At 61.9% G+C, this 17,819-nt stretch carries 18 protein-coding genes; 5 read left to right on the top strand and 13 right to left on the bottom strand.

What is annotated here, in order from left to right:
- Positions 1 to 14 precede the first annotated feature (14 nt).
- From hflX to trpS, 9 genes are all read right to left on the bottom strand, one after another.
- The gene (gene hflX / locus A9404_RS11010) at positions 15 to 1,382 is read right to left on the bottom strand and encodes a ribosome rescue GTPase HflX (RefSeq protein ID WP_082922923.1); all 1,368 of its coding nucleotides are present in this window, start codon (positions 1,380 to 1,382) and stop codon (positions 15 to 17) included.
- Entirely contained in the window at positions 1,382 to 1,651 is a 270-nt protein-coding gene (hfq, locus tag A9404_RS11005) for an RNA chaperone Hfq (RefSeq protein ID WP_066101502.1), read from the bottom strand. The genes hflX and hfq overlap by 1 nt, the downstream gene beginning before the upstream one ends.
- Before the next feature lie 232 nt (positions 1,652 to 1,883).
- Positions 1,884 to 2,867, bottom strand: a complete 984-nt coding sequence (gene miaA, locus A9404_RS11000; protein ID WP_231880906.1) for a tRNA (adenosine(37)-N6)-dimethylallyltransferase MiaA — start codon at positions 2,865 to 2,867, stop codon at positions 1,884 to 1,886.
- Positions 2,864 to 4,720, bottom strand: a complete 1,857-nt coding sequence (gene mutL, locus A9404_RS10995; protein ID WP_156521314.1) for a DNA mismatch repair endonuclease MutL — start codon at positions 4,718 to 4,720, stop codon at positions 2,864 to 2,866. Before mutL ends, miaA begins: the two co-directional genes overlap by 4 nt.
- A gap of 80 nt (positions 4,721 to 4,800) precedes the next feature.
- Entirely contained in the window at positions 4,801 to 6,021 is a 1,221-nt protein-coding gene (locus tag A9404_RS10990; protein ID WP_066101495.1) for an N-acetylmuramoyl-L-alanine amidase, read from the bottom strand.
- Between the two features lie 266 nt (positions 6,022 to 6,287).
- Positions 6,288 to 6,491 (bottom strand): hypothetical protein, encoded by a 204-nt coding sequence (locus A9404_RS10985; RefSeq protein WP_066101492.1) that lies wholly within the window; start codon positions 6,489 to 6,491, stop codon positions 6,288 to 6,290.
- 12 nt (positions 6,492 to 6,503) lie between these two features.
- Positions 6,504 to 7,055: a tRNA (adenosine(37)-N6)-threonylcarbamoyltransferase complex ATPase subunit type 1 TsaE gene (gene tsaE / locus A9404_RS10980; protein ID WP_082922922.1), complete on the bottom strand. Its 552-nt coding sequence runs from the start codon at positions 7,053 to 7,055 to the stop codon at positions 6,504 to 6,506.
- Positions 7,040 to 8,593, bottom strand: a complete 1,554-nt coding sequence (locus A9404_RS10975; protein WP_066101487.1) for a bifunctional ADP-dependent NAD(P)H-hydrate dehydratase/NAD(P)H-hydrate epimerase — start codon at positions 8,591 to 8,593, stop codon at positions 7,040 to 7,042. The genes tsaE and A9404_RS10975 overlap by 16 nt, the downstream gene beginning before the upstream one ends.
- A gap of 30 nt (positions 8,594 to 8,623) precedes the next feature.
- Entirely contained in the window at positions 8,624 to 9,655 is a 1,032-nt protein-coding gene (gene trpS / locus A9404_RS10970; RefSeq protein WP_066101484.1) for a tryptophan--tRNA ligase, read from the bottom strand.
- Between the two features lie 179 nt (positions 9,656 to 9,834).
- On the opposite strand from trpS, the gene rpmB reads away from it, so the two are divergent.
- The 4 genes from rpmB (at position 9,835) to rpsT (ending at position 11,615) form a co-directional block, all read left to right on the top strand.
- Complete coding sequence (rpmB, locus tag A9404_RS10965; protein ID WP_066101480.1) at positions 9,835 to 10,071, top strand: 50S ribosomal protein L28; 237 nt, start codon at positions 9,835 to 9,837, stop codon at positions 10,069 to 10,071.
- A gap of 54 nt (positions 10,072 to 10,125) precedes the next feature.
- The gene (gene rpmG, locus A9404_RS10960; protein WP_012824876.1) at positions 10,126 to 10,281 is read left to right on the top strand and encodes a 50S ribosomal protein L33; all 156 of its coding nucleotides are present in this window, start codon (positions 10,126 to 10,128) and stop codon (positions 10,279 to 10,281) included.
- A gap of 105 nt (positions 10,282 to 10,386) precedes the next feature.
- The gene (gene mutM, locus A9404_RS10955) at positions 10,387 to 11,217 is read left to right on the top strand and encodes a bifunctional DNA-formamidopyrimidine glycosylase/DNA-(apurinic or apyrimidinic site) lyase (RefSeq protein WP_066101477.1); all 831 of its coding nucleotides are present in this window, start codon (positions 10,387 to 10,389) and stop codon (positions 11,215 to 11,217) included.
- Between the two features lie 125 nt (positions 11,218 to 11,342).
- Positions 11,343 to 11,615, top strand: a complete 273-nt coding sequence (gene rpsT / locus A9404_RS10950; protein WP_066101473.1) for a 30S ribosomal protein S20 — start codon at positions 11,343 to 11,345, stop codon at positions 11,613 to 11,615.
- A 121-nt stretch (positions 11,616 to 11,736) separates the two neighbouring features.
- Here rpsT and pyrE read toward each other — a convergent pair whose 3' ends face one another.
- From pyrE to A9404_RS13220, 3 genes are all read right to left on the bottom strand, one after another.
- Entirely contained in the window at positions 11,737 to 12,387 is a 651-nt protein-coding gene (gene pyrE / locus A9404_RS10945) for an orotate phosphoribosyltransferase (protein WP_156521313.1), read from the bottom strand.
- Positions 12,388 to 12,570: 183 nt separating this feature from the next.
- Complete coding sequence (locus A9404_RS10940; protein ID WP_066101470.1) at positions 12,571 to 13,764, bottom strand: NnrS family protein; 1,194 nt, start codon at positions 13,762 to 13,764, stop codon at positions 12,571 to 12,573.
- Positions 13,761 to 14,261, bottom strand: a complete 501-nt coding sequence (locus tag A9404_RS13220; RefSeq protein ID WP_082922921.1) for a hemerythrin domain-containing protein — start codon at positions 14,259 to 14,261, stop codon at positions 13,761 to 13,763. Before A9404_RS13220 ends, A9404_RS10940 begins: the two co-directional genes overlap by 4 nt.
- A 182-nt stretch (positions 14,262 to 14,443) precedes the next feature.
- Between A9404_RS13220 and A9404_RS10930 the strand changes: the two genes are divergently transcribed.
- The gene (locus A9404_RS10930) at positions 14,444 to 14,929 is read left to right on the top strand and encodes an RrF2 family transcriptional regulator (protein ID WP_066101459.1); all 486 of its coding nucleotides are present in this window, start codon (positions 14,444 to 14,446) and stop codon (positions 14,927 to 14,929) included.
- Between the two features lie 81 nt (positions 14,930 to 15,010).
- On the opposite strand, the gene clpB is transcribed toward A9404_RS10930, so the two are convergent.
- Positions 15,011 to 17,599, bottom strand: coding sequence for an ATP-dependent chaperone ClpB (gene clpB / locus A9404_RS10925; RefSeq protein WP_066101456.1), 2,589 nt, complete (start codon positions 17,597 to 17,599; stop codon positions 15,011 to 15,013).
- Positions 17,600 to 17,819: the final 220 nt, after the last annotated feature.

Genomic DNA, 17,819 nt, shown 5'->3' with positions numbered 1-17,819 from the left:
AAAGACACGTAAGTTTAGTGATGGAGCCCATCTGCCGCAAGCGCACCCGGCAAAACGACCGGGGTATCCGGCAGCACGACCGGGGGGATCTGATAGTCGCCTAACTGCGGGAAATGCTTTTTCCATTGCGCCCACTTGCCGTCCGTCAGAACCAGATCGAGACGCCACCCCGGTCGGGATTCGTCCTCGGACCATGCCTCTCGGACGATGAGTCCTTCATTGAGCAGACGGGCACGGATACCCGCCTCGGAGACCGGCAGAAAGATCGATACGGCTATCTTGGCGGGCGCCAGCCGACTCAGCAACGCCTGGCGAAGATCGTCCATGCCTTCGCCTGTCTTCGCGGACACCCAGACGCGCTCGGGAGCACCCTGTTCGTTGACATCGACCTGGGCTACGCTCTGCGCCAGCTGATCGATCTTGTTCATCACCGTGAGTCGCGGGAGCGAATCGGCACCGATTTCCTCGAGCACTTTTTCCACATCCGCCATCTGCCGATCGCGCTCTTCACTGGAGGCATCCACCACATGGATCAGCAGATCCGCCTCGAGGGTTTCCTCCAACGTGGAGCGGAAGGCCGTCACCAGCTCGTGGGGCAGATGGCGGATGAACCCGACCGTATCGGCCAGCACCATCGGCTGGCCGACGGCCAGATCGACGCGCCGCAACGTGGTATCCAGCGTGGCGAACAGCTGATTCGCCGCATAGGTGCCGGCGGTCGTCAGGGCATTGAACAGGGTCGATTTTCCGGCGTTGGTGTAGCCCACCAGGGAAACCGTGGGAATTTCCGAGCGCTGTCGTCCCTTTCGCCCCTCGTGGCGCTGACGGCGGACCTTGAGGATGCGCTCTTTCAGCTGCTTGATTCGCTCATGAATGAGACGTCGGTCCATCTCGAGCTGGGTTTCCCCGGGCCCACGCAGACCGATGGAGCCCCCGCGCTGACGCTCGAGGTGGGTCCAGCCCCGTACCAGCCGGGTGGACAGGTGCGTCAGCTGGGCCAGCTCGACCTGCAACTTACCCTCATGGGATCGGGCGCGCTGGGAGAAAATATCGAGAATCAGACCGGTACGATCGATCACCCGGCATTTGAGCAGGGCCTCGAGGTTTCGTTCCTGGGAAGGAGACAACTGGGCGTTGACGACAACGAGATCGGCTTCCGATTCGCCCACCAGTGCCGCGAGCTCCTCGGCCTTGCCCTTGCCGATATAGAGACGCGGGTCCGGAGACTCGCGGCTGGCAAGACACTCACCGACGACCTCGGCGCCCGCCGAGCGCAGCAATTCACGGAATTCGTCAAGATCTTCGGCACGACTCGCCTGCCGGGAGACGACGTGCAGCAGGACCGCGCGCTCGCCGCCCTCGTGCCGTTCAAAGAATTGCATCAGTGACCATCGTCTCCCGACTGAGCGGGTTTGGCGGCGTCGCCCTCTTCGTCAAAATCGATATGGATTTCGCGCGTGGGCACGATCGTGCTGATGGCATGCTTGTAGACGAGCTGACTGACGTTGTTTTTCAGCAGCACCACGAAATTGTCGAAGGAGTCGATCTGCCCCTGCAGCTTGATCCCGTTGCGCAGATAGATGGACACGGGCACATGCTCGCGGCGCAGGGCATTCAGATAGGGTTCCTGTAGTGATTGAGCTTTTGCCATCGCATTTTTCCTCGTTTGTAATGTAGTTGGCAGCTTCCGATGCGCACGTAGTGGCACGCCGAGCGGCAGATCACTCCTGATCGTCCGGGAACAGGTCGCATTCACAGTATTGTGTGCACGCTGCTCAGCGTATTAGCGTTTAGCGTATCACGACCGTTGGGATTTGGGCCCGAATCCTGAAATTTCAAGATGTCGCAGCCACAGACTGCCGTCATGTCGGCCGCCCTTGGATTTAACCGGGGGATGCAAGTTCCGCCTGAGCGACGATTCGCTGCATTTGCGCGAGCAGTTCGTCCCGCTGTTCGGTCGGATAAAACCGGGTGGTCGACTGACCGCGCATCCAGGTAATCTGGCGCTTGGCCAGCTGACGCGTCGCGGTGATCGCCAGAAAGCGCATCCGGTCGAAGTCCGTGACGCCATCCAGGTAATCCCAGACCTGACGATACCCCACCGCCCGGATCGACGGCATGCCCGGATCCAGATCCCCGCGATCCTTCAATCGGCGCACTTCGTCCAACAACCCGTCCGCCAGCATCATGTCGAATCGCTCGGCCATGGCTTCGCGGGCATGGGCCCGCGAGGCGGGCCAGAGACCGAACCGATGCACGATTCGGTCGCCGAGCGGGGATCGGGGGGGATTCTCCCGCTGCCACCGACTCAAGGGCTTGCCCGTCGCGTGGAACACCTCCAGGGCCCGACCGATCCGTTGCGGGTCGTTGGGATGAACCCGAGCCGCCACTTCCGGGTCGACCTGTTGCAACTGCGCATGAAGAGCCGACCAGCCCAGGCGTTCGGCCTCCGCCTGAACGGCGGCACGGATGTCGGGATCGGTCGATGGCAGGGTCGAAAGCCCATCCAGCAGCGCCTGGAAGTACATCATCGTGCCCCCCACCAGGAGCGGTACACGACCCGCCGCATCGGCACGATCAATTGCCGCCAGGGCATCGTGGCAGAAGTTACTGACCGAATACGATTCGGATGGATCGCAGATATCCACGAGTTCGTGGGGAAACTCGGCCAGCACGGCGGGCGCAGGTTTGGCTGAGCCGATATCCATCCCGCGATAGATCATCACGGAATCCACGCTGATGAGCGACACGGGCAGATGCGCCGCCAATTCGAGTGCGGTGGAGGTCTTGCCCGAAGCTGTAGGGCCCAGCAGGGCGATCACGGGAGACTTCTCGGCGCACTGGGTCACCCCGTTCTCGCTCATCATTGCCCCCGCATGAACAGGCGATCGAGATCCGTCATGCTCAACTGCCGCCAGGTCGGTCGACCGTGATTGCACTGATCGGCGCGCTCCGTGCGCTCCATGTCGCGCAACAGGGCATCCATTTCCGGTCGGGTCAGAATGCGGTTGGCACGCACCGACCCATGGCAGGCCATCCGGGAAAGCACCGCATTGATCCGCTCGGTCATCACGGGATTTTCCGCATCCGGCAACAACTCGTCGTCCTCGACGGCGGCCAGCATGTCCCGCGCCAGGGATTCGGCGTCCGCACCGCGCAGGAGCGCCGCGAGCGCCGTGACGCGAATCCGGGTCGGTGCAATGCGCGACAGGGCCACGCCCATGCGGGCGAAGGCCGATGCAAAAGCCTCGAACCGGTCGGCCTCTGCCTCGGTAACACCGAAAGTCACGGGCAGCAACAGGGGCTGAAGCACCATCTGCCGGCCGGCATAAGCGGTTTTCAGACGTTCGTAGGTCACCCGCTCCGCCGCCGCGTGGGCATCGACGATGATCAAACCCTGGGCGTTCTGGGCCAGGATATACACCCCGTGCAGATGGGCCAGGGAAAACCCCAGCGGCGGGATTTCTGCCGGCTCGGATTCGGTCACGCCCCCGAAAGCCAGGGTGGTTGCCGATGCCGAGGGGACCATAACAGGATTCGACACCGGTTCGGCGGCAGCGGAGAGCAGATCGAGATACCCCTGGACGCGAGGCGCCGAAGCGAGGGCACGGTCCGGCATCGACCTCGACGGTGGCGCACCGGCCGAGCCGGAAGAACGCAGTTCTCCCGATGACGCACCGGCACCGAACGCCGCCGCGTCGCCCACCCCGGGATCGGCGCCCACGGCCAGGGCACGATGAATCTCGCGGAACAGGAAATCCTGCACGGCCCGTCCATCCCGGAATCGCACCTCGGCCTTGGTGGGATGGACGTTGACGTCGACGTGCCGCGGGTCGAGATTCAGCGACAGGACGTAGGCAGGCTGGCGCGCATGGTGCAGCACGTCGGCATAGGCGCGACGGATTGCGAAACCGATCAGCCGGTCCCGCACGATCCGACCATTGACGAAGAACAGCTGCTGATCCGTCGAGGAGCGCGCATAACTCGGATCGGCCACCCAGCCGGTCAGACCGAGTCCGGAAGCCGTGGAATCGATGAAGCGGGCGCGCGTCAGGAAATCCTCGCCCAGCATCTGGGCGATGCGGGCCGGAAACTGCTCGGAAAGTTGATCCGGCCCGATAGGCGGCAGATCGAACAATCGGCGCCCATTGTGCTCCAGGGTAAAGCCGACCGTCGGATGGGCCAGCGCGAATCGCCGCATGAGTTGGTCGATCTGGCCGAACTCGGTCCGTTCGGTACGCAGGAACTTGCGCCGGGCCGGCGTCTGGTAGAACAGGTCACGAACGAGCACCGTCGTGCCCTGAGGGTGCGCCGCCGGCTTGCAGGCGGTGACGTCCACTTCGTTGCTGAGCGTCCAGCCGTGCGGCGCATTGGCGGTGCAAGAGGTCAAGGTCACCCGGGCGATCGAAGCGATGCTGGCCAAAGCCTCACCACGAAACCCCATGCTCTGAACGGCCTCAAGGTCATCCAGAGAGCGGATCTTGCTGGTGGCATGGGCCGTCAGCGCCAGCGGCAGATCGGTATCGTCCATGCCCCGACCATCGTCGCGCACGGAAATCAAGCGCGAACCGCCCTCCTCGATCTGCACGACGATCCGCCGACCGCCGGCATCGAGGGCATTTTCGACGAGTTCCTTGACGACGCTGGCCGGGCGCTCCACCACCTCGCCGGCGGCGATCTGATTCACGAGTGTGGGGGGAAGTACGGCTATCGAGGACATCGGGATTTCGCGGGGCAAAAGCGTATTTTCCCCCGCGATCGTTCCGAATACAAATGGCGGCGCACGCAGCGCCGGGTTGCTCAGAGCATGGCGTACCGCGTACCTTCGGGCGCCCGCTCGGCATAATAGGTGTTCACGCCGGCCAGAATCGACCGGGCGATTTCGTTCTGATACGCCGCGGTACGCAGGCGCGCCTCCTCGGTCGGATTACTGATGAACGCGCTTTCCACCAAAATCGAGGGGATATCCGGCGACTTGAGCACGACGAAACCGGCCTGCTGCACGCGCTTGGAGTGCAGATCGGTGACGTCGCCGATCTGCGACAGCACGCGATGCCCGAAATCCAGACTGTTCTCCAGCGTCTTGGTCTGCGAGAGATCGAGCAATACGGAAGCCACATCCTGGTCGTGATCGGCAATGGATGCGCCGCCCACGAAATCCGCCTCGTTTTCCCGATTGGCCATCCAGCGCGCCGCCTCGGAGGTGGCCCCGCCCTGACTCAGACAGAAAACGGAGGCACCCCGTGCGGAAGTCACCCGGAATGCGTCGGAATGCACGGAAACGAACAGATCCGCCTTGGCGCGGCGGGCGATGGCGGTACGCCCCCGCAGGTGGATGTAACGATCGGAGTCGCGCGTCATGACGGGCTTGAGTCCGGGAGTCGCCGCCACCATGGCCTGCAACCGCCGTCCGATATCGAGCGCGATATGTTTTTCCTTGGTCCCCCGACGGCCGATCGCCCCGGGGTCCTTGCCACCATGGCCCGGATCGATCGCAATCACGATATCCCGGAAGGTCTGCTGTGTCTGGATTCGCGGCTTGCTATCCGGATCGGCCGCGTCGCGCGCCACCAGAGTCGCTGCCTTGTCGTGCGGCAGATCGACCACGAAACGGTAGCCCTGTCCGTCGCTCGGCGGCAACAGCAGCATGCGCGGCTTGACTGCCGCCTTCATGTCGAACACCAGCCGCAGGTCGTACCCATTGTGAATACCGACCCGCAGATCGCTGACCACGGAACCGGCGGGCGCCGGCGGAATCTCGATCTGGCTCATCTGAGTCTGCGTGAGATCGACAACCACCCGTGGGGGATTGTCGAGGCTGAACGTCTTGTAGTCCAGGGGGCCGTTCACCTTAAATACATAACGCGTGTAATCCGGCTGGCGCGTGGTTTGCACGGCATTGATCACGCGCGCCGCAAGAACCTTCTCCGGCGCCACCAGTCCGAACACCGCCGTACTCGTGCCCAGAACGGCACCCAGAAACTTCCGGCGATCCCAAGGATTCGAGGAATTATCAAACATAATTTGACCCTCACGAACAGATTCATCACAACGCAGACGCCGCACTCAAGGCGGGCCATGCTTGAGATACATTCTGAACAAGAATAATTTTTTTTCAACATTTTTAATTAGATAGCGCCGAATTCTAAAGAAAAATATCCAAAAAAATTTGCCGCATATCGGGCTAAAAAACTGGAGAAAACACTATATGTTGTGTTTTTGCGGCAATGCAACACAGGCGGTTCGAAAGTGGGAACCGGTGGGATTTGAGCGGGATCAAGGAACAATCAAAGGCGAATGAAATACGGCAAGGTCGATAAACCAAGACCGATAAGCACCAGGGCATAGACGTTGGTGACGAAGAAGGGGTAGATGGTGAGCGCAATTCCCACGACCAGGGGGACAATCGCGCGACGCCGACGGGCATAAACCAGAAACCCGAGCCCGACCGACCCGAACACCAATCCCCAGAGCATCACGGCCTGATCCATTTTACTGCCTCCTTATTCGCCATACCGGCTTTGGCAAGCCTGAAACCACCGGGTTCCCGAAGGCGTCCGCGGACGCACGGTCACTTGTCGACGATCCACCCCAGCAAACGCATCAACGGAAAGACGGATTTCAATATCCGGCGGGGGCAACTCGTCGCCCGCGCACGCAGGCCACTCGACCAGGATCAGCGCCTGCCCGAACTCATCCCGCAGACCGAGATAATCCAGCTCTTCGGGCGACCCCAACCGATAAAGATCGAGATGAAGCACCCGGCACGGGGCAACGGCGGCGTCCGCTCCGCGCGCAGAATCCGCGCATTCTTCCAGATCATAGGGTTCGATCAGGGTATAGGTCGGGCTGCGCACCGGACCTGTCACACCCAGAGCGCGCAGAAAGGCGCGTGTGAACGTGGTTTTTCCGGCACCCAGATCCCCCTCGAGAAACACCAACCCGTGGCCGGGCGCGGTCTGGGCCAGAGCCTGGGCCAAACGGGAAACCGCCGCTTCGTCCTGCCCGGCCAATACCCACGGCGCACTTGCTGCAGGCGTCAATTCAGCAGCCATGGCAACCGCTCATTCGCACCGCTCAACTGTGCATTGGCCAAGGCCCGGATCGGACCCAAGAGATCTGAAGCAGCCATCCCCCATGACCCCGAGGCTGTGGCCTCGATTTCCCCCGCGATCGCATGCCAGCAGACGGCCCGACCAAGCGCTTCGTCCGCATCGAACCCCATGGCCAGCAGTGCGCCGACCATGCCGGAGAGGATGTCGCCCGTACCCGCCGTGGCGAGCGCCGGATCACCCCGACCACAGAGCTTCAGGCCATCCCGAAGGGCGAGGACGCTGCCCGCGCCCTTGAGCAGAACCGCTCCACCAAATCGGGCCTGCAAGGCGCGTGCCGCGGCAAATCGATCGGCCTGTACATCCGCCGTCGAACAGTTCAGCAATCGTCCCGCTTCCGCCGGATGCGGCGTGAGCACCGTGGATTGCGCGCGTGGATCGACCAATGAATCGACCGGAGACAGAAATCGCAATCCGTCGGCGTCGACGATCATCGGCCCGTCAAACGCCAATGCCGCCAACGCCAAAGTCTGCGCCCAGTCATCCTGGCCCAGCCCCGGCCCCAGAACGACGGCATCCGCGAGGGACATCAGGGAAATCAGGGCAGCCACACCGTCAACCCCGTGCACCATCAGTTCCGGCCGCCCGGCGTTCATGCCGATCACCTGCTCAGGATGAACCGCAAGAATCACCTTCCCCGCGCCGAGGCGAAGCGCAGATTCACCGGCCATACGAGCCGCGCCGCCCATGCCGCGATTGCCGCCGACCACCAGCACGGTGCCGAACGTGCCTTTGTGGCCATCGCGGGGTTTGGGCGGCAACGGCGCCGCGTCGAACAGAAGCGTTGCCATCGGCGCGCCATCCGGCATGGCCTGCCCGAGCAAGGCCAGGTGCAGACGCCCGGCAAGCGCCGGCCCCCGCCCGGTGAACAGCCCCGGCTTGAATCCCAGGAAACTGACCGTCAGATCGGCATGCACCGCGCAGTCGTTCAGCACCTGACCGGTATCCGCCAACAATCCCGAAGGCAAATCGGCGGCGATGACCCATGCTCCGGCGTGTCGTGCCGCGTTAATGGCGGCGATCCATGCGGCGGCGGGCCCGTCGATCGGACGATTGAGCCCGATACCGAACAGGGCATCGACGATCACTTCTGCCGTCGAAAGCCCGGCAGAATCATTTCGAATCCGGATATCCGGCACGGCCTGCCGCAATGCCTGCCAGGCCTGCGCGGCGGCACCCGACCAGTCGGCGGGATCCTGCCAACCGAACAAGTCGACGCAAAGCCCGGCTTCGACAGCGCGCCGGGCGACCACCAGACCGTCTCCGGCGTTCTGCCCCACCCCGACCACGACCGCAATGTGCCGAGCCTCGGGCCATTGCGAGCGCAAAGCCGCGAGCAGTGACGCGCCGGCCCGATCCATCAGCGTGTAGCCATCCGTGCCGCGCGCAAAGATGGCTGCTTCATGCGCACGGATCTGTGCCGCGGAAAAGACGGCCAGCAGGGCGGGATCCAGTGAAAGCGGTGACGCCGGATCGTTCATCGGAACCAGTCTTTCATGAGCGGGCGCGGCTCAACGCCGGGGCAGGAAGCCATGGGCATCGAATACGCGCTGCAGAGTCGGTTCCGCACGGGCACGGGCCTTTTCGGCCCCGTCGGCCAGGATGCGGTCCAGGGTCGCCTCATCGGCACGCAGCGCCTGGAATCGCTCCTGAATGGGCGCCAGGAACGCGATGACGGCCTCGCCCGTCTGCACTTTGAGCGTGCCATACCCCTGACCATCCAGACGCGCCTCGAGCGCCGGAATCGATTCGCCGGAGAAGATTGAGAGCAGTGTCAGCAGGTTCGACACACCGGGCTTTTCCGTGGGATCGAAGCGGATGGCCGTATCGGAATCGGTGACCGCGCGCTTGAATTTCTTGAGGATCGCCTTGGGATCGTCCAGCAATCCGATGTAGCTCGCTTCACTGGGATCGGACTTGGACATCTTCTTGGTCGGATCCTGCAACGACATGATGCGCGCGCCCGTTTCGGGAATGAACGGCTCCGGCACCGTGAACACATCGCCATAGATATGGTTGAAGCGGATCGCCAGATCACGGGTCAGTTCCAGGTGCTGCTTCTGGTCGGCACCGACCGGCACGTGCGTCGCCTGATACAGAAGGATATCGGCCGCCATCAGGACCGGGTAGTCGAAGAGACCGACATTGATGCTGGCATCCGGGCGCGTCGACTTGTCCTTGAACTGGGTCATGCGCTCCAATTCGCCCATATGCGCATAACAGTTCAGAATCCAGCCCAGCTCGGCATGCGCCGGCACATGGGACTGAACGAAAATGGTGTTCTTCTCGGGATCCAGACCACAGGCGAGGTACAGCGCGACAAAGTCGTAGCAGCGGGCGCGAAACACGGCCGGATCCTGACGGACGGTAATGGCATGCAGATCGACCAGCATAAAAAGGGAGTCATGAGTCTCCTGCATCGCCACCCAATTGCGCATGGCACCGACATAATGACTGATCAACAATTGACCGGAAGGCTGGATACCCGAAAGGACAATGGGCCGCTTGGCGCCCGCGGACGTGCCTGGAGTGGTTTGAGTCATGAGAAACCTGATACGCGTATTTGTGTGTAGAATGGAGGGCATCGATCATAGCAAATCTGCCCCCGACTCCACGCATCGACACCATTTGGCCGAAACGGACTTGCCCATCACGGCAAATTGCCGTAACATCTCGCGCCTTTGAATGATATCGAGCGTCCGCTTTTTAGGAGACCAGCATCATGGCCCGAGTCTGCCAAGTCACCGGCAAACGTCCTGCCGTCGGCAATAACGTTTCGCACGCGAACAACAAAACCCGTCGCCGTTTCCTGCCCAACCTGCACCACAAGCGGTTCTGGGTGGAAAGCGAAGGCCGTTTCGTGACCCTGCGCGTATCGACCAACGCGATCCGCACCATCGACAAGGTGGGTATCGACAGCGTTCTGGCCGACATGCGGGCGCGTGGCGAAAAAATCTAACCACTGAACATGTTCGGTTCGGGCGCACCCCGGACCCGATAAGGAAGAACAACCATGCGTGATAAAATCAAACTCGTATCGAGCGCGGGTACCGGTCACTTCTACACCACGACCAAGAACAAGCGCACCATGCCGGAAAAGCTGGAACTGAAGAAATTCGATCCGGTCGTTCGCCAGCATGTGATCTACAAAGAAGCCAAGATCAAGTAAGTGCCCCATCGGGTCTGCATCGACCCGATCCGCCAGCCTGATCCCCACTTCGTCAACCCGCCCAGCCATATCCCTGCGGCGGGTTTTCTTGTTTGCGGAACAAACATGCCCGAGCTACCTGAAGTCGAAACCACCCGTCGGGGCATCGAGCCTCACTGCCTTGACCGCCGGATCGTCCGTGCCCAGGTGCACGATCCCCGACTGCGGTGGCCAGTGCGTGGCGACCTGACCGAGTGGCTGAAGGATCGCCGTATCACGGATGTTTCCCGGCGCGCCAAATACCTGCTCATCGCATTCGAGAACGGTGAACGCCTGCTGATTCACCTCGGCATGTCCGGCAGCCTGCGCCTCGTCGAGCCCGGCACGCCGAAAAGAAAGCACGATCACGTCGAAATCGAATTCGACAGCGGCCGGATCCTGCGCTATCACGATCCGCGCCGCTTCGGCGCGCTGCTCACCGACCACGTGGACAACCCGCACGAGCGACTCGCGAATCTGGGACCCGAACCACTCGGCCCCGACTTCACGCCCGAATACCTGCACCGGAAGCTGCAAAACCGCCTCGTCGCCATCAAGCCGCTCATCATGAGCGCGGACATCGTCGTCGGCGCCGGGAACATCTATGCCAACGAGGCCCTGTTCCTGGCAGGCATCCACCCGACGACCTCCGCCAGTCGCTGCGACCGGGATGCAGTCACCCGACTGGTCGCGGCAATCCGGGACGTCCTCGCCCGCGCCATCGAACAGGGCGGCACGACGCTGCGCGATTTCGTCCGGGAAGATGGACAGCCGGGCTACTTCAAGCAGACACTGAACGTGTACGATCGCGCCGATCAGCCCTGCCGCGTCTGCAGCACGCCGATCCGAAAATTCACCCAGGCACAACGGGCCACCTATTGCTGCCCCGTCTGCCAACCACCCCCGTCACCTGACTGAACCCGTCACCCGACCGAGGCGACGTGAAGGGGAAAATACACCGTACGCACTTGACATTTCTCCTGCACATGGCAGAATCACGCGCCTCAATAAAATTCACGCATGAAGATCGAGGAGTTTGATCCGTGGCAAATACCGCACAAGCCAAAAAGCGCGTTCGTCAGGCGGAACAAGCCCGTCAGCGCAACGTGGCATTACGTTCCCGCGTTCGTACCGAATACAAGAAAGTTCTCAAGGCTGTCGCCTCCGGGAGCGTTGAACAAGCACAGGCCGCCTACAAGAGCGCCCAGCCTGTGATCGACAGCATGGTCAACAAGGGTATTCTGGCGAAGAACACCGCTGCACGCCGCAAGTCCACCCTGGTGGGCCGCATCAAGGCTCTGTCCGCCAGCGCCTGATCGTCCGGCGCCTTGCCGACACCGGCAGCAAAAAAGCCCCGCTTTGCGGGGCTTTTTTATTGGCAAATCTTATTGGGAGGGATGGCTGATTTTCATGGCCGCCCCTGCCCTGCTCGACACACTAGTCGGCACGCACGCCATACTCCGCCCGATAGGCCTCCATGCGTCCCCGGGATTCCGCCAGATCGGCGCGATCCGCACAAAACGCGATCAGATCGTCCAGGCTGGCAATGTTGATTACGGCCAGATCGTAGTCGCGCCGCAGTTCGCCGATGGCCGAGAGATCGGACTGGCCGCGTTCCTGACGATCCATCATCACGGAAACCCCCACCGCCTGTGCACCGGCCGCCGCAATCAGCTGCAACGACTCCCGGATGGCGGTTCCGGCCGTAATCACGTCATCGACGATCAATACCCGGCCTGCCAACGGCGCACCCACGAGATTGCCGCCCTCGCCGTGATCCTTGGCCTCCTTGCGGTTGAACACCCAGGGAATCGGCTTGCCGGTGCGCTCGGCCAATGCGATGGCCGTGGCCGCCGCCAGGGGAATCCCCTTGTAGGCGGGTCCGAACAGCACGTCGAATTCGATGCCCGCCGCCAGAATCGCGTCCGCATAGAAATTCCCGATCGCGCCCAGCGCCTCGCCCGTGGAAAATGCCCCGGCATTGAAGAAATACGGACTCTGCCGCCCGGACTTCAAGGTGAATTGACCAAATTTCAGCGCGTCGTGATCCAGCGCAAATCGTATGAACCGTTGTCGAAAATCGCTCACAGTAGATTCCATTTCGGCCGCACCGGCATCGGCTGCCGCACGGTGGTTGGGCGGACCACATCCCACGTGGAACCCGCATCCCGGCTATTGTGCCAGAATTTGCCGGCGGGTATTCGAGGATGGGCATTCGATGAATGAGATTCCCATCTGACACGGCTCTTCCGCCACCGGGATCGCCGCCATTCATTCATCGACGCGGGGACGGACCAGCCATGGACCGATCGACAGCAGCAGCGCGAGATAGACCCCGGCCATCCCCCAGGCAGACAACGCCAGCCACCCTGGATGCAGACCGATTCCGAGCGTTGCCGTGCGCACGCCCCAGAGTAGAACGGCGACGATAAATGCGGCACGCAACACACGGGGCATCCGAATCGCCCGCCCCGTATGGCCAGCGCTGACACGCAACATCATTCCCGGCCCGAACACGCCCATGACCCCGAGACCCAGGGCATGGATTCCTCCATCCACCCACTGAGCACGCCACGCTACCGGCAAGGTCGGGGACTGGGCGATGGCCAGGATGAGCACCCCGCTCAGAACCAGCAGAAAACCGACAAACAGAACCGCCAGCATGGGCTCCCGCAACACGCGCCGATCCCACCAATGACCCAGAGCATGAGCACCGAACAGAACCAGCATCACGGCCCCGAGCGGCAACAACACCGTCCTCGCGACGAAAAACGGCAGGAGACCCAACAACAGCAGGAGAAATGGTCCGCCACCGAACACGATAGCCAAAGGCTGACCAAGGTCCAGATCACGCCGGCCAATGAAATTCCCTGTAAACGACGGGATGACCCGTTGCGCCATGAAGAGGACCACCGCCACCAGCGGCCACAACCCGGCCCAGGCAACCCCCGAACGAAAATCGGACGCATGCATTTCAGCTCGGAACAAGCAGTCGAGTAGCGACAGGGTGATCAGGACAACCGGGAAAATCAGATTGCGCCATTGGCGCGCCTGCAGAATGGGACGAAGAATCACGATCGCCACCCAGAGCGGCACGGCCGCAGAGAGGGTAAACCCGGCCCAACCGCTCATCCCCGACAGCAATAGCAGCAGACGCGCACTCCACCATAGCGCGACCATGGCCAGCAGCGCACGCGACGACAGCAGGCGCACGCCAGTCCAGTTCCGCACGGCCGTGAGCAGAAATCCCGACAGCAGTGCCACCCCCAGTCCGAAAATCATCTCATGGGCATGCCATCGCCAGTCGCTCACCACGGTACCGATTGCCAAGGGCAGGCCCAACCCGCGCCCAGTACCCAGGGCAAACCACACCCAACCCCAAACCCCAAACAGGCACAGGCCGGCAACCAGCAGGGAAATAAACCAGGGGCGGAAACCCACGGAGAGAAACGCGAATCGATTCATGAATGACGTACCCCGGGACGTACCCCGGGACGTACCCCGGGACGTACCCCGGGACGTACCCCGGCAGGCATTTCCGACACCGCCATCAAGCAGCAGTCCTGCAATGCCGGGAAGAGGCTACGCTCCTCAAAGGCGATATGCTCTGCCAGCAGCTGTCCGAACGTGTGGTATGCCAATCGTCGAGACAAGGAGCCGGCTCCTGGCTCGAAATCGGGTGCATCCGCACAGAGCACATCGATGATGGCTATCAGGCTTCGGTGCTCGCGATGCATGCGGTCCAGCAAGGACAGGACTGTGTGCGAATCCGGCAATTCAGTCACCCAGACGGCAAAGGTTTTTTCCTCTTCCGAAAAATGCCTGCGAAGATCGTCCGCCGCCGCCCGGATCTGTCGCTGACCATATGCCGCATCAAGCTCTGCGCGCTGCAAATCGCGCGCAAGACGCAAGCTTCGATGATGTTCGCGTGAACGTGGTATCAGAATCGCATGTCGTTGCATCCCACTCCCCCCTCCTGAGCCATGAACCAAGGACCATTTATTGATGCATGTTACATACGTCTTTTATTGGCGCCAAGGCGAATGACCTCACAATCTGCTAGATTGGGCCCCGGCGGATCGTACAGACCGCACGGCACGTCGACCGATGCAATCCGCCCCGTCCAAAATGGAATCAGCGAAACATGCAACTCAATCAACAAACGGACTATGCCTTAAGGGTGCTCATTTTCCTGGCGAGAGAGGCACAACGTGCCGAGAAGGCCACCGATGAATCGCTGCGCCTGGTCACCATCCGCGAAATCGCGGACTTCTATCGGATCTCCCACAATCACCTGATGAAGGTCGTCACGCGCCTGACGGATCAAGGCTTCATCCAGGCCCAGCGCGGACGTGGCGGCGGACTTCGCCTAGGTGCGGACGGACTCGCCATCAATATCGGGCAGGTCGTCCGGACGATGGAAGGCAGCTGGCAGATGGCAGCCTGCTTCGGCCCGGACAACACCTGCCCCATCCAGGGCAACTGCCAGCTGGAGTGGACGCTCCACGAAGCGCTGCAGGCTTTTCTGGCCGTCCTCGACCGCCAGACGCTGGCCGACATGGTCGGCCCGATTCGCAAGCCGCAGCCGCAACTGGTTCAGGAAATCCGCCGGATGAATCGTCGTCACTGACCCCGTCGAGAGGACGAACAAAAAAACAGCCGCGGGCAAAACCTGCGGCTGTTCTGTTCAGGGCATCGCGATACCGATCGATCAGTGCTTCAGCACCAGTTGTCCATCCGCGACATCGACCTGGATCGTGTCGCCCGGGCCGAACGCGCCCTTGAGGATCGCCTGCGCCAGCGCATTTTCCAACTTCTGCTGGATTGCCCGCTTGAGGGGACGTGCGCCATACACCGGATCGAACCCGGATTCGCCGAGGAGATCCAGTGCATCCGTGGACAGATCCACGCGGAGATCCCGCTCGGCCAGACGCTTGCGCAGGAAGTCGATCTGGATATCCACGATCTTGCGAATCTGCTCGCGGCCCAGCGGATGGAACACCACCACCTCGTCGATCCGGTTGATGAACTCGGGCCGGAAGTGACCACCGACGACTTCCATTACTGCGGATTTCATGGCCTCGTAGTCATCGTTCCCGGCCATTTCCTGAATGGCATGGGATCCGAGATTCGAGGTCATGACGATCACCGTGTTGCGGAAATCGACCGTACGTCCCTGCCCATCCGTGAGTCGACCGTCGTCCAGCACCTGCAACAGCACGTTGAAGACGTCCGGGTGCGCCTTCTCGACCTCGTCGAGCAGGATCACCGAATAGGGCTTGCGGCGCACGGCCTCGGTCAGATAACCGCCTTCCTCGTAACCGACGTAGCCCGGCGGCGCCCCGATCAGGCGCGCCACGGAATGCTTCTCCATGAATTCGCTCATGTCGATCCGCACCATGGCCTCTTCCGTATCGAACAGGAACGACGCCAGGGCCTTGGTGAGTTCGGTTTTACCCACCCCGGTCGGCCCGAGGAACAGGAACGAGCCATTCGGACGGTTCGGGTCGGAAAGACCCGCCCGCGAACGGCGGATGGCATCGGCGACCGCGGCCACCGCCTCGCTCTGACCGACAACCCGCGCACCCAAGGCCTCTTCCATGCGCAGCAGTTTGTCCTTCTCGCCTTCCAGCATCTTGGCCACCGGGATCCCGGTCGCCCGTGCCACGACTTCGGCGATCTCTTCCTCGCCGACCTTGTTGCGCAACAGCTGCGGCGCCTGGGCGTCGGCATTCGATTCGGCTGACTGCGCCTGCTGCAACTGCCGCTCCAATTCGGGAATCCGGCCGTACTGCAGTTCGGACATGCGGGCCAGATCGCCCGCCCGACGCGCGGTTTCGAAATCGACCCGCGCGTGATCCAGTTGCTCCTTGATCTTGGCGCTGCCTTCCACACTCAGCTTCTCGGCCTTCCAGATCTCCTCGAGATCGGCGTATTCGCGCTCCAGGCGTTCGATCTGCTCCTCGAGATCGGCCAGACGCTTCTTGCTCGCCTCGTCGGACTCCTTCTTCAGCGCGACCTGCTCGATCTTGAGCTGGATCAGGCGCCGCTCCAGGCGATCCATCTCCTCCGGCTTGGAGTCGATCTCCATCCGCAGGCGGCTCGCCGCCTCGTCGATCAGGTCGATGGCCTTGTCGGGCAATTGCCGATCGGTGATGTAGCGATGGGACAGGGTCGCCGCCGCCACGATCGCCGGGTCGGTGATATCGACCCCGTGATGCACCTCGTAGCGTTCCTTCAGGCCACGCAGGATGGCGATGGTGTCCTCCACGCTGGGTTCGTCCACGAGCACCTTCTGGAAGCGCCGCTCCAGCGCCGCATCCTTCTCGATGTACTGGCGATATTCGTCCAGGGTGGTGGCGCCGATGCAATGCAGCTCGCCACGCGCCAGGGCCGGCTTCAGCATGTTGCCCGCGTCCATTGCACCATCGGCCTTGCCGGCACCGACCATGGTGTGGATTTCGTCGATGAACAGAATGACCCGACCTTCCTGCTTGGCCACGTCGTTCAGCACGCCCTTGAGCCGTTCCTCGAAATCCCCCCGGAACTTGGCGCCCGCCAGCAGCGCCCCCATGTCGAGGGAGAGCACGCGCTTGTTCTTGAGATTCTCCGGCACCTCGCCATTGACGATCCGCTGGGCCAGGCCTTCGACAATCGCCGTCTTGCCCACGCCCGGCTCGCCGATGAGCACCGGGTTGTTCTTGGTGCGCCGCTGGAGCACCTGAATGGCACGACGAATTTCCTCGTCCCGCCCGATGACCGGATCGAGCTTGCCCTGCTCCGCACGCTCGGTCAGATCGATGCTGTATTTCTCCAGCGCCTGACGGGATTCCTCGGCGTTGGGATCGTTGACGGACTGGCCGCCACGCACGGAATCGATCGCCTGATTCAAGGCCCCCTTGCTCGCGCCCGCCTTGCGCAACAGTTCGCCCAGCGCACTCTTGTCCTCGACCACGGCCAGCACGAACAACTCGCTGGAGATGTACTGGTCCTTGCGGGTCTGTGCCAATTTGTCGGTGACATTGAGCAGTCGGGACAGGTCATTGGAGATGTGGACTTCGCCCGCCGCACCGCCGGAAACGGATGGTATCTGATCCAGCATCTCGCCCATCTGGGAACGCAGCAATCCGACATTGACGTCCGACTGCGCCAGAAGATGACGCACCGTGCTGCCTTCCTGATCCAGCAGCGCCGCCAGCACGTGCACCGGCTCGATGAACTGATGATCTCGCCCGACCGCCAGGGACTGCGCATCGGCCAACGCCATCTGGAACTTGGCCGTCAATTTATCCATCCGCATGAGACAACCTCTCGAAACTCGTTAATCTTCCCGCAGATATGGCGCCGCTGCACCCGAATTCAAGCCGGAAACCCCATATTTCGTCATAGATTTATTCAGCGAGACGCCATAGCGGATCGTGACGAATCGGACATGGAAGTAAACCGCATGATTAATTTGTCCGGAAAATCGTTAGCAACCGTGCTTAAATAGCGCGCTTTTGACGCAGCGAAACTTGCCC

Source organism: Halothiobacillus diazotrophicus (assembly GCF_001663815.1).
GTDB classification, from domain to species: Bacteria; Pseudomonadota; Gammaproteobacteria; order Halothiobacillales; family Halothiobacillaceae; genus Halothiobacillus; species Halothiobacillus diazotrophicus.
This window is presented reverse-complemented; position numbering and strand designations above follow the sequence as displayed.

What these genes read in the sequence shown, in the direction of transcription:
- A9404_RS10940 (WP_066101470.1), bottom strand. Translation starts at nt 13,764, where the DNA reads ATGAATCGATTCGCGTTTCTCTCCGTGGGTTTCCGCCCCTGGTTTATT.
- mutL (WP_156521314.1), bottom strand. Translation starts at nt 4,720, where the DNA reads ATGTCCTCGATAGCCGTACTTCCCCCCACACTCGTGAATCAGATCGCC.
- A9404_RS10985 (WP_066101492.1), bottom strand. Translation starts at nt 6,491, where the DNA reads ATGGATCAGGCCGTGATGCTCTGGGGATTGGTGTTCGGGTCGGTCGGG.
- A9404_RS10975 (WP_066101487.1), bottom strand. Translation starts at nt 8,593, where the DNA reads ATGAACGATCCGGCGTCACCGCTTTCACTGGATCCCGCCCTGCTGGCC.
- A9404_RS10930 (WP_066101459.1), top strand. Translation starts at nt 14,444, where the DNA reads ATGCAACTCAATCAACAAACGGACTATGCCTTAAGGGTGCTCATTTTC.
- hfq (WP_066101502.1), bottom strand. Translation starts at nt 1,651, where the DNA reads ATGGCAAAAGCTCAATCACTACAGGAACCCTATCTGAATGCCCTGCGC.
- A9404_RS10990 (WP_066101495.1), bottom strand. Translation starts at nt 6,021, where the DNA reads ATGTTTGATAATTCCTCGAATCCTTGGGATCGCCGGAAGTTTCTGGGT.
- miaA (WP_231880906.1), bottom strand. Translation starts at nt 2,867, where the DNA reads ATGATGAGCGAGAACGGGGTGACCCAGTGCGCCGAGAAGTCTCCCGTG.
- rpmG (WP_012824876.1), top strand. Translation starts at nt 10,126, where the DNA reads ATGCGTGATAAAATCAAACTCGTATCGAGCGCGGGTACCGGTCACTTC.
- clpB (WP_066101456.1), bottom strand. Translation starts at nt 17,599, where the DNA reads ATGCGGATGGATAAATTGACGGCCAAGTTCCAGATGGCGTTGGCCGAT.
- A9404_RS13220 (WP_082922921.1), bottom strand. Translation starts at nt 14,261, where the DNA reads ATGCAACGACATGCGATTCTGATACCACGTTCACGCGAACATCATCGA.
- rpmB (WP_066101480.1), top strand. Translation starts at nt 9,835, where the DNA reads ATGGCCCGAGTCTGCCAAGTCACCGGCAAACGTCCTGCCGTCGGCAAT.
- mutM (WP_066101477.1), top strand. Translation starts at nt 10,387, where the DNA reads ATGCCCGAGCTACCTGAAGTCGAAACCACCCGTCGGGGCATCGAGCCT.
- hflX (WP_082922923.1), bottom strand. Translation starts at nt 1,382, where the DNA reads ATGCAATTCTTTGAACGGCACGAGGGCGGCGAGCGCGCGGTCCTGCTG.
- trpS (WP_066101484.1), bottom strand. Translation starts at nt 9,655, where the DNA reads ATGACTCAAACCACTCCAGGCACGTCCGCGGGCGCCAAGCGGCCCATT.
- tsaE (WP_082922922.1), bottom strand. Translation starts at nt 7,055, where the DNA reads ATGGCTGCTGAATTGACGCCTGCAGCAAGTGCGCCGTGGGTATTGGCC.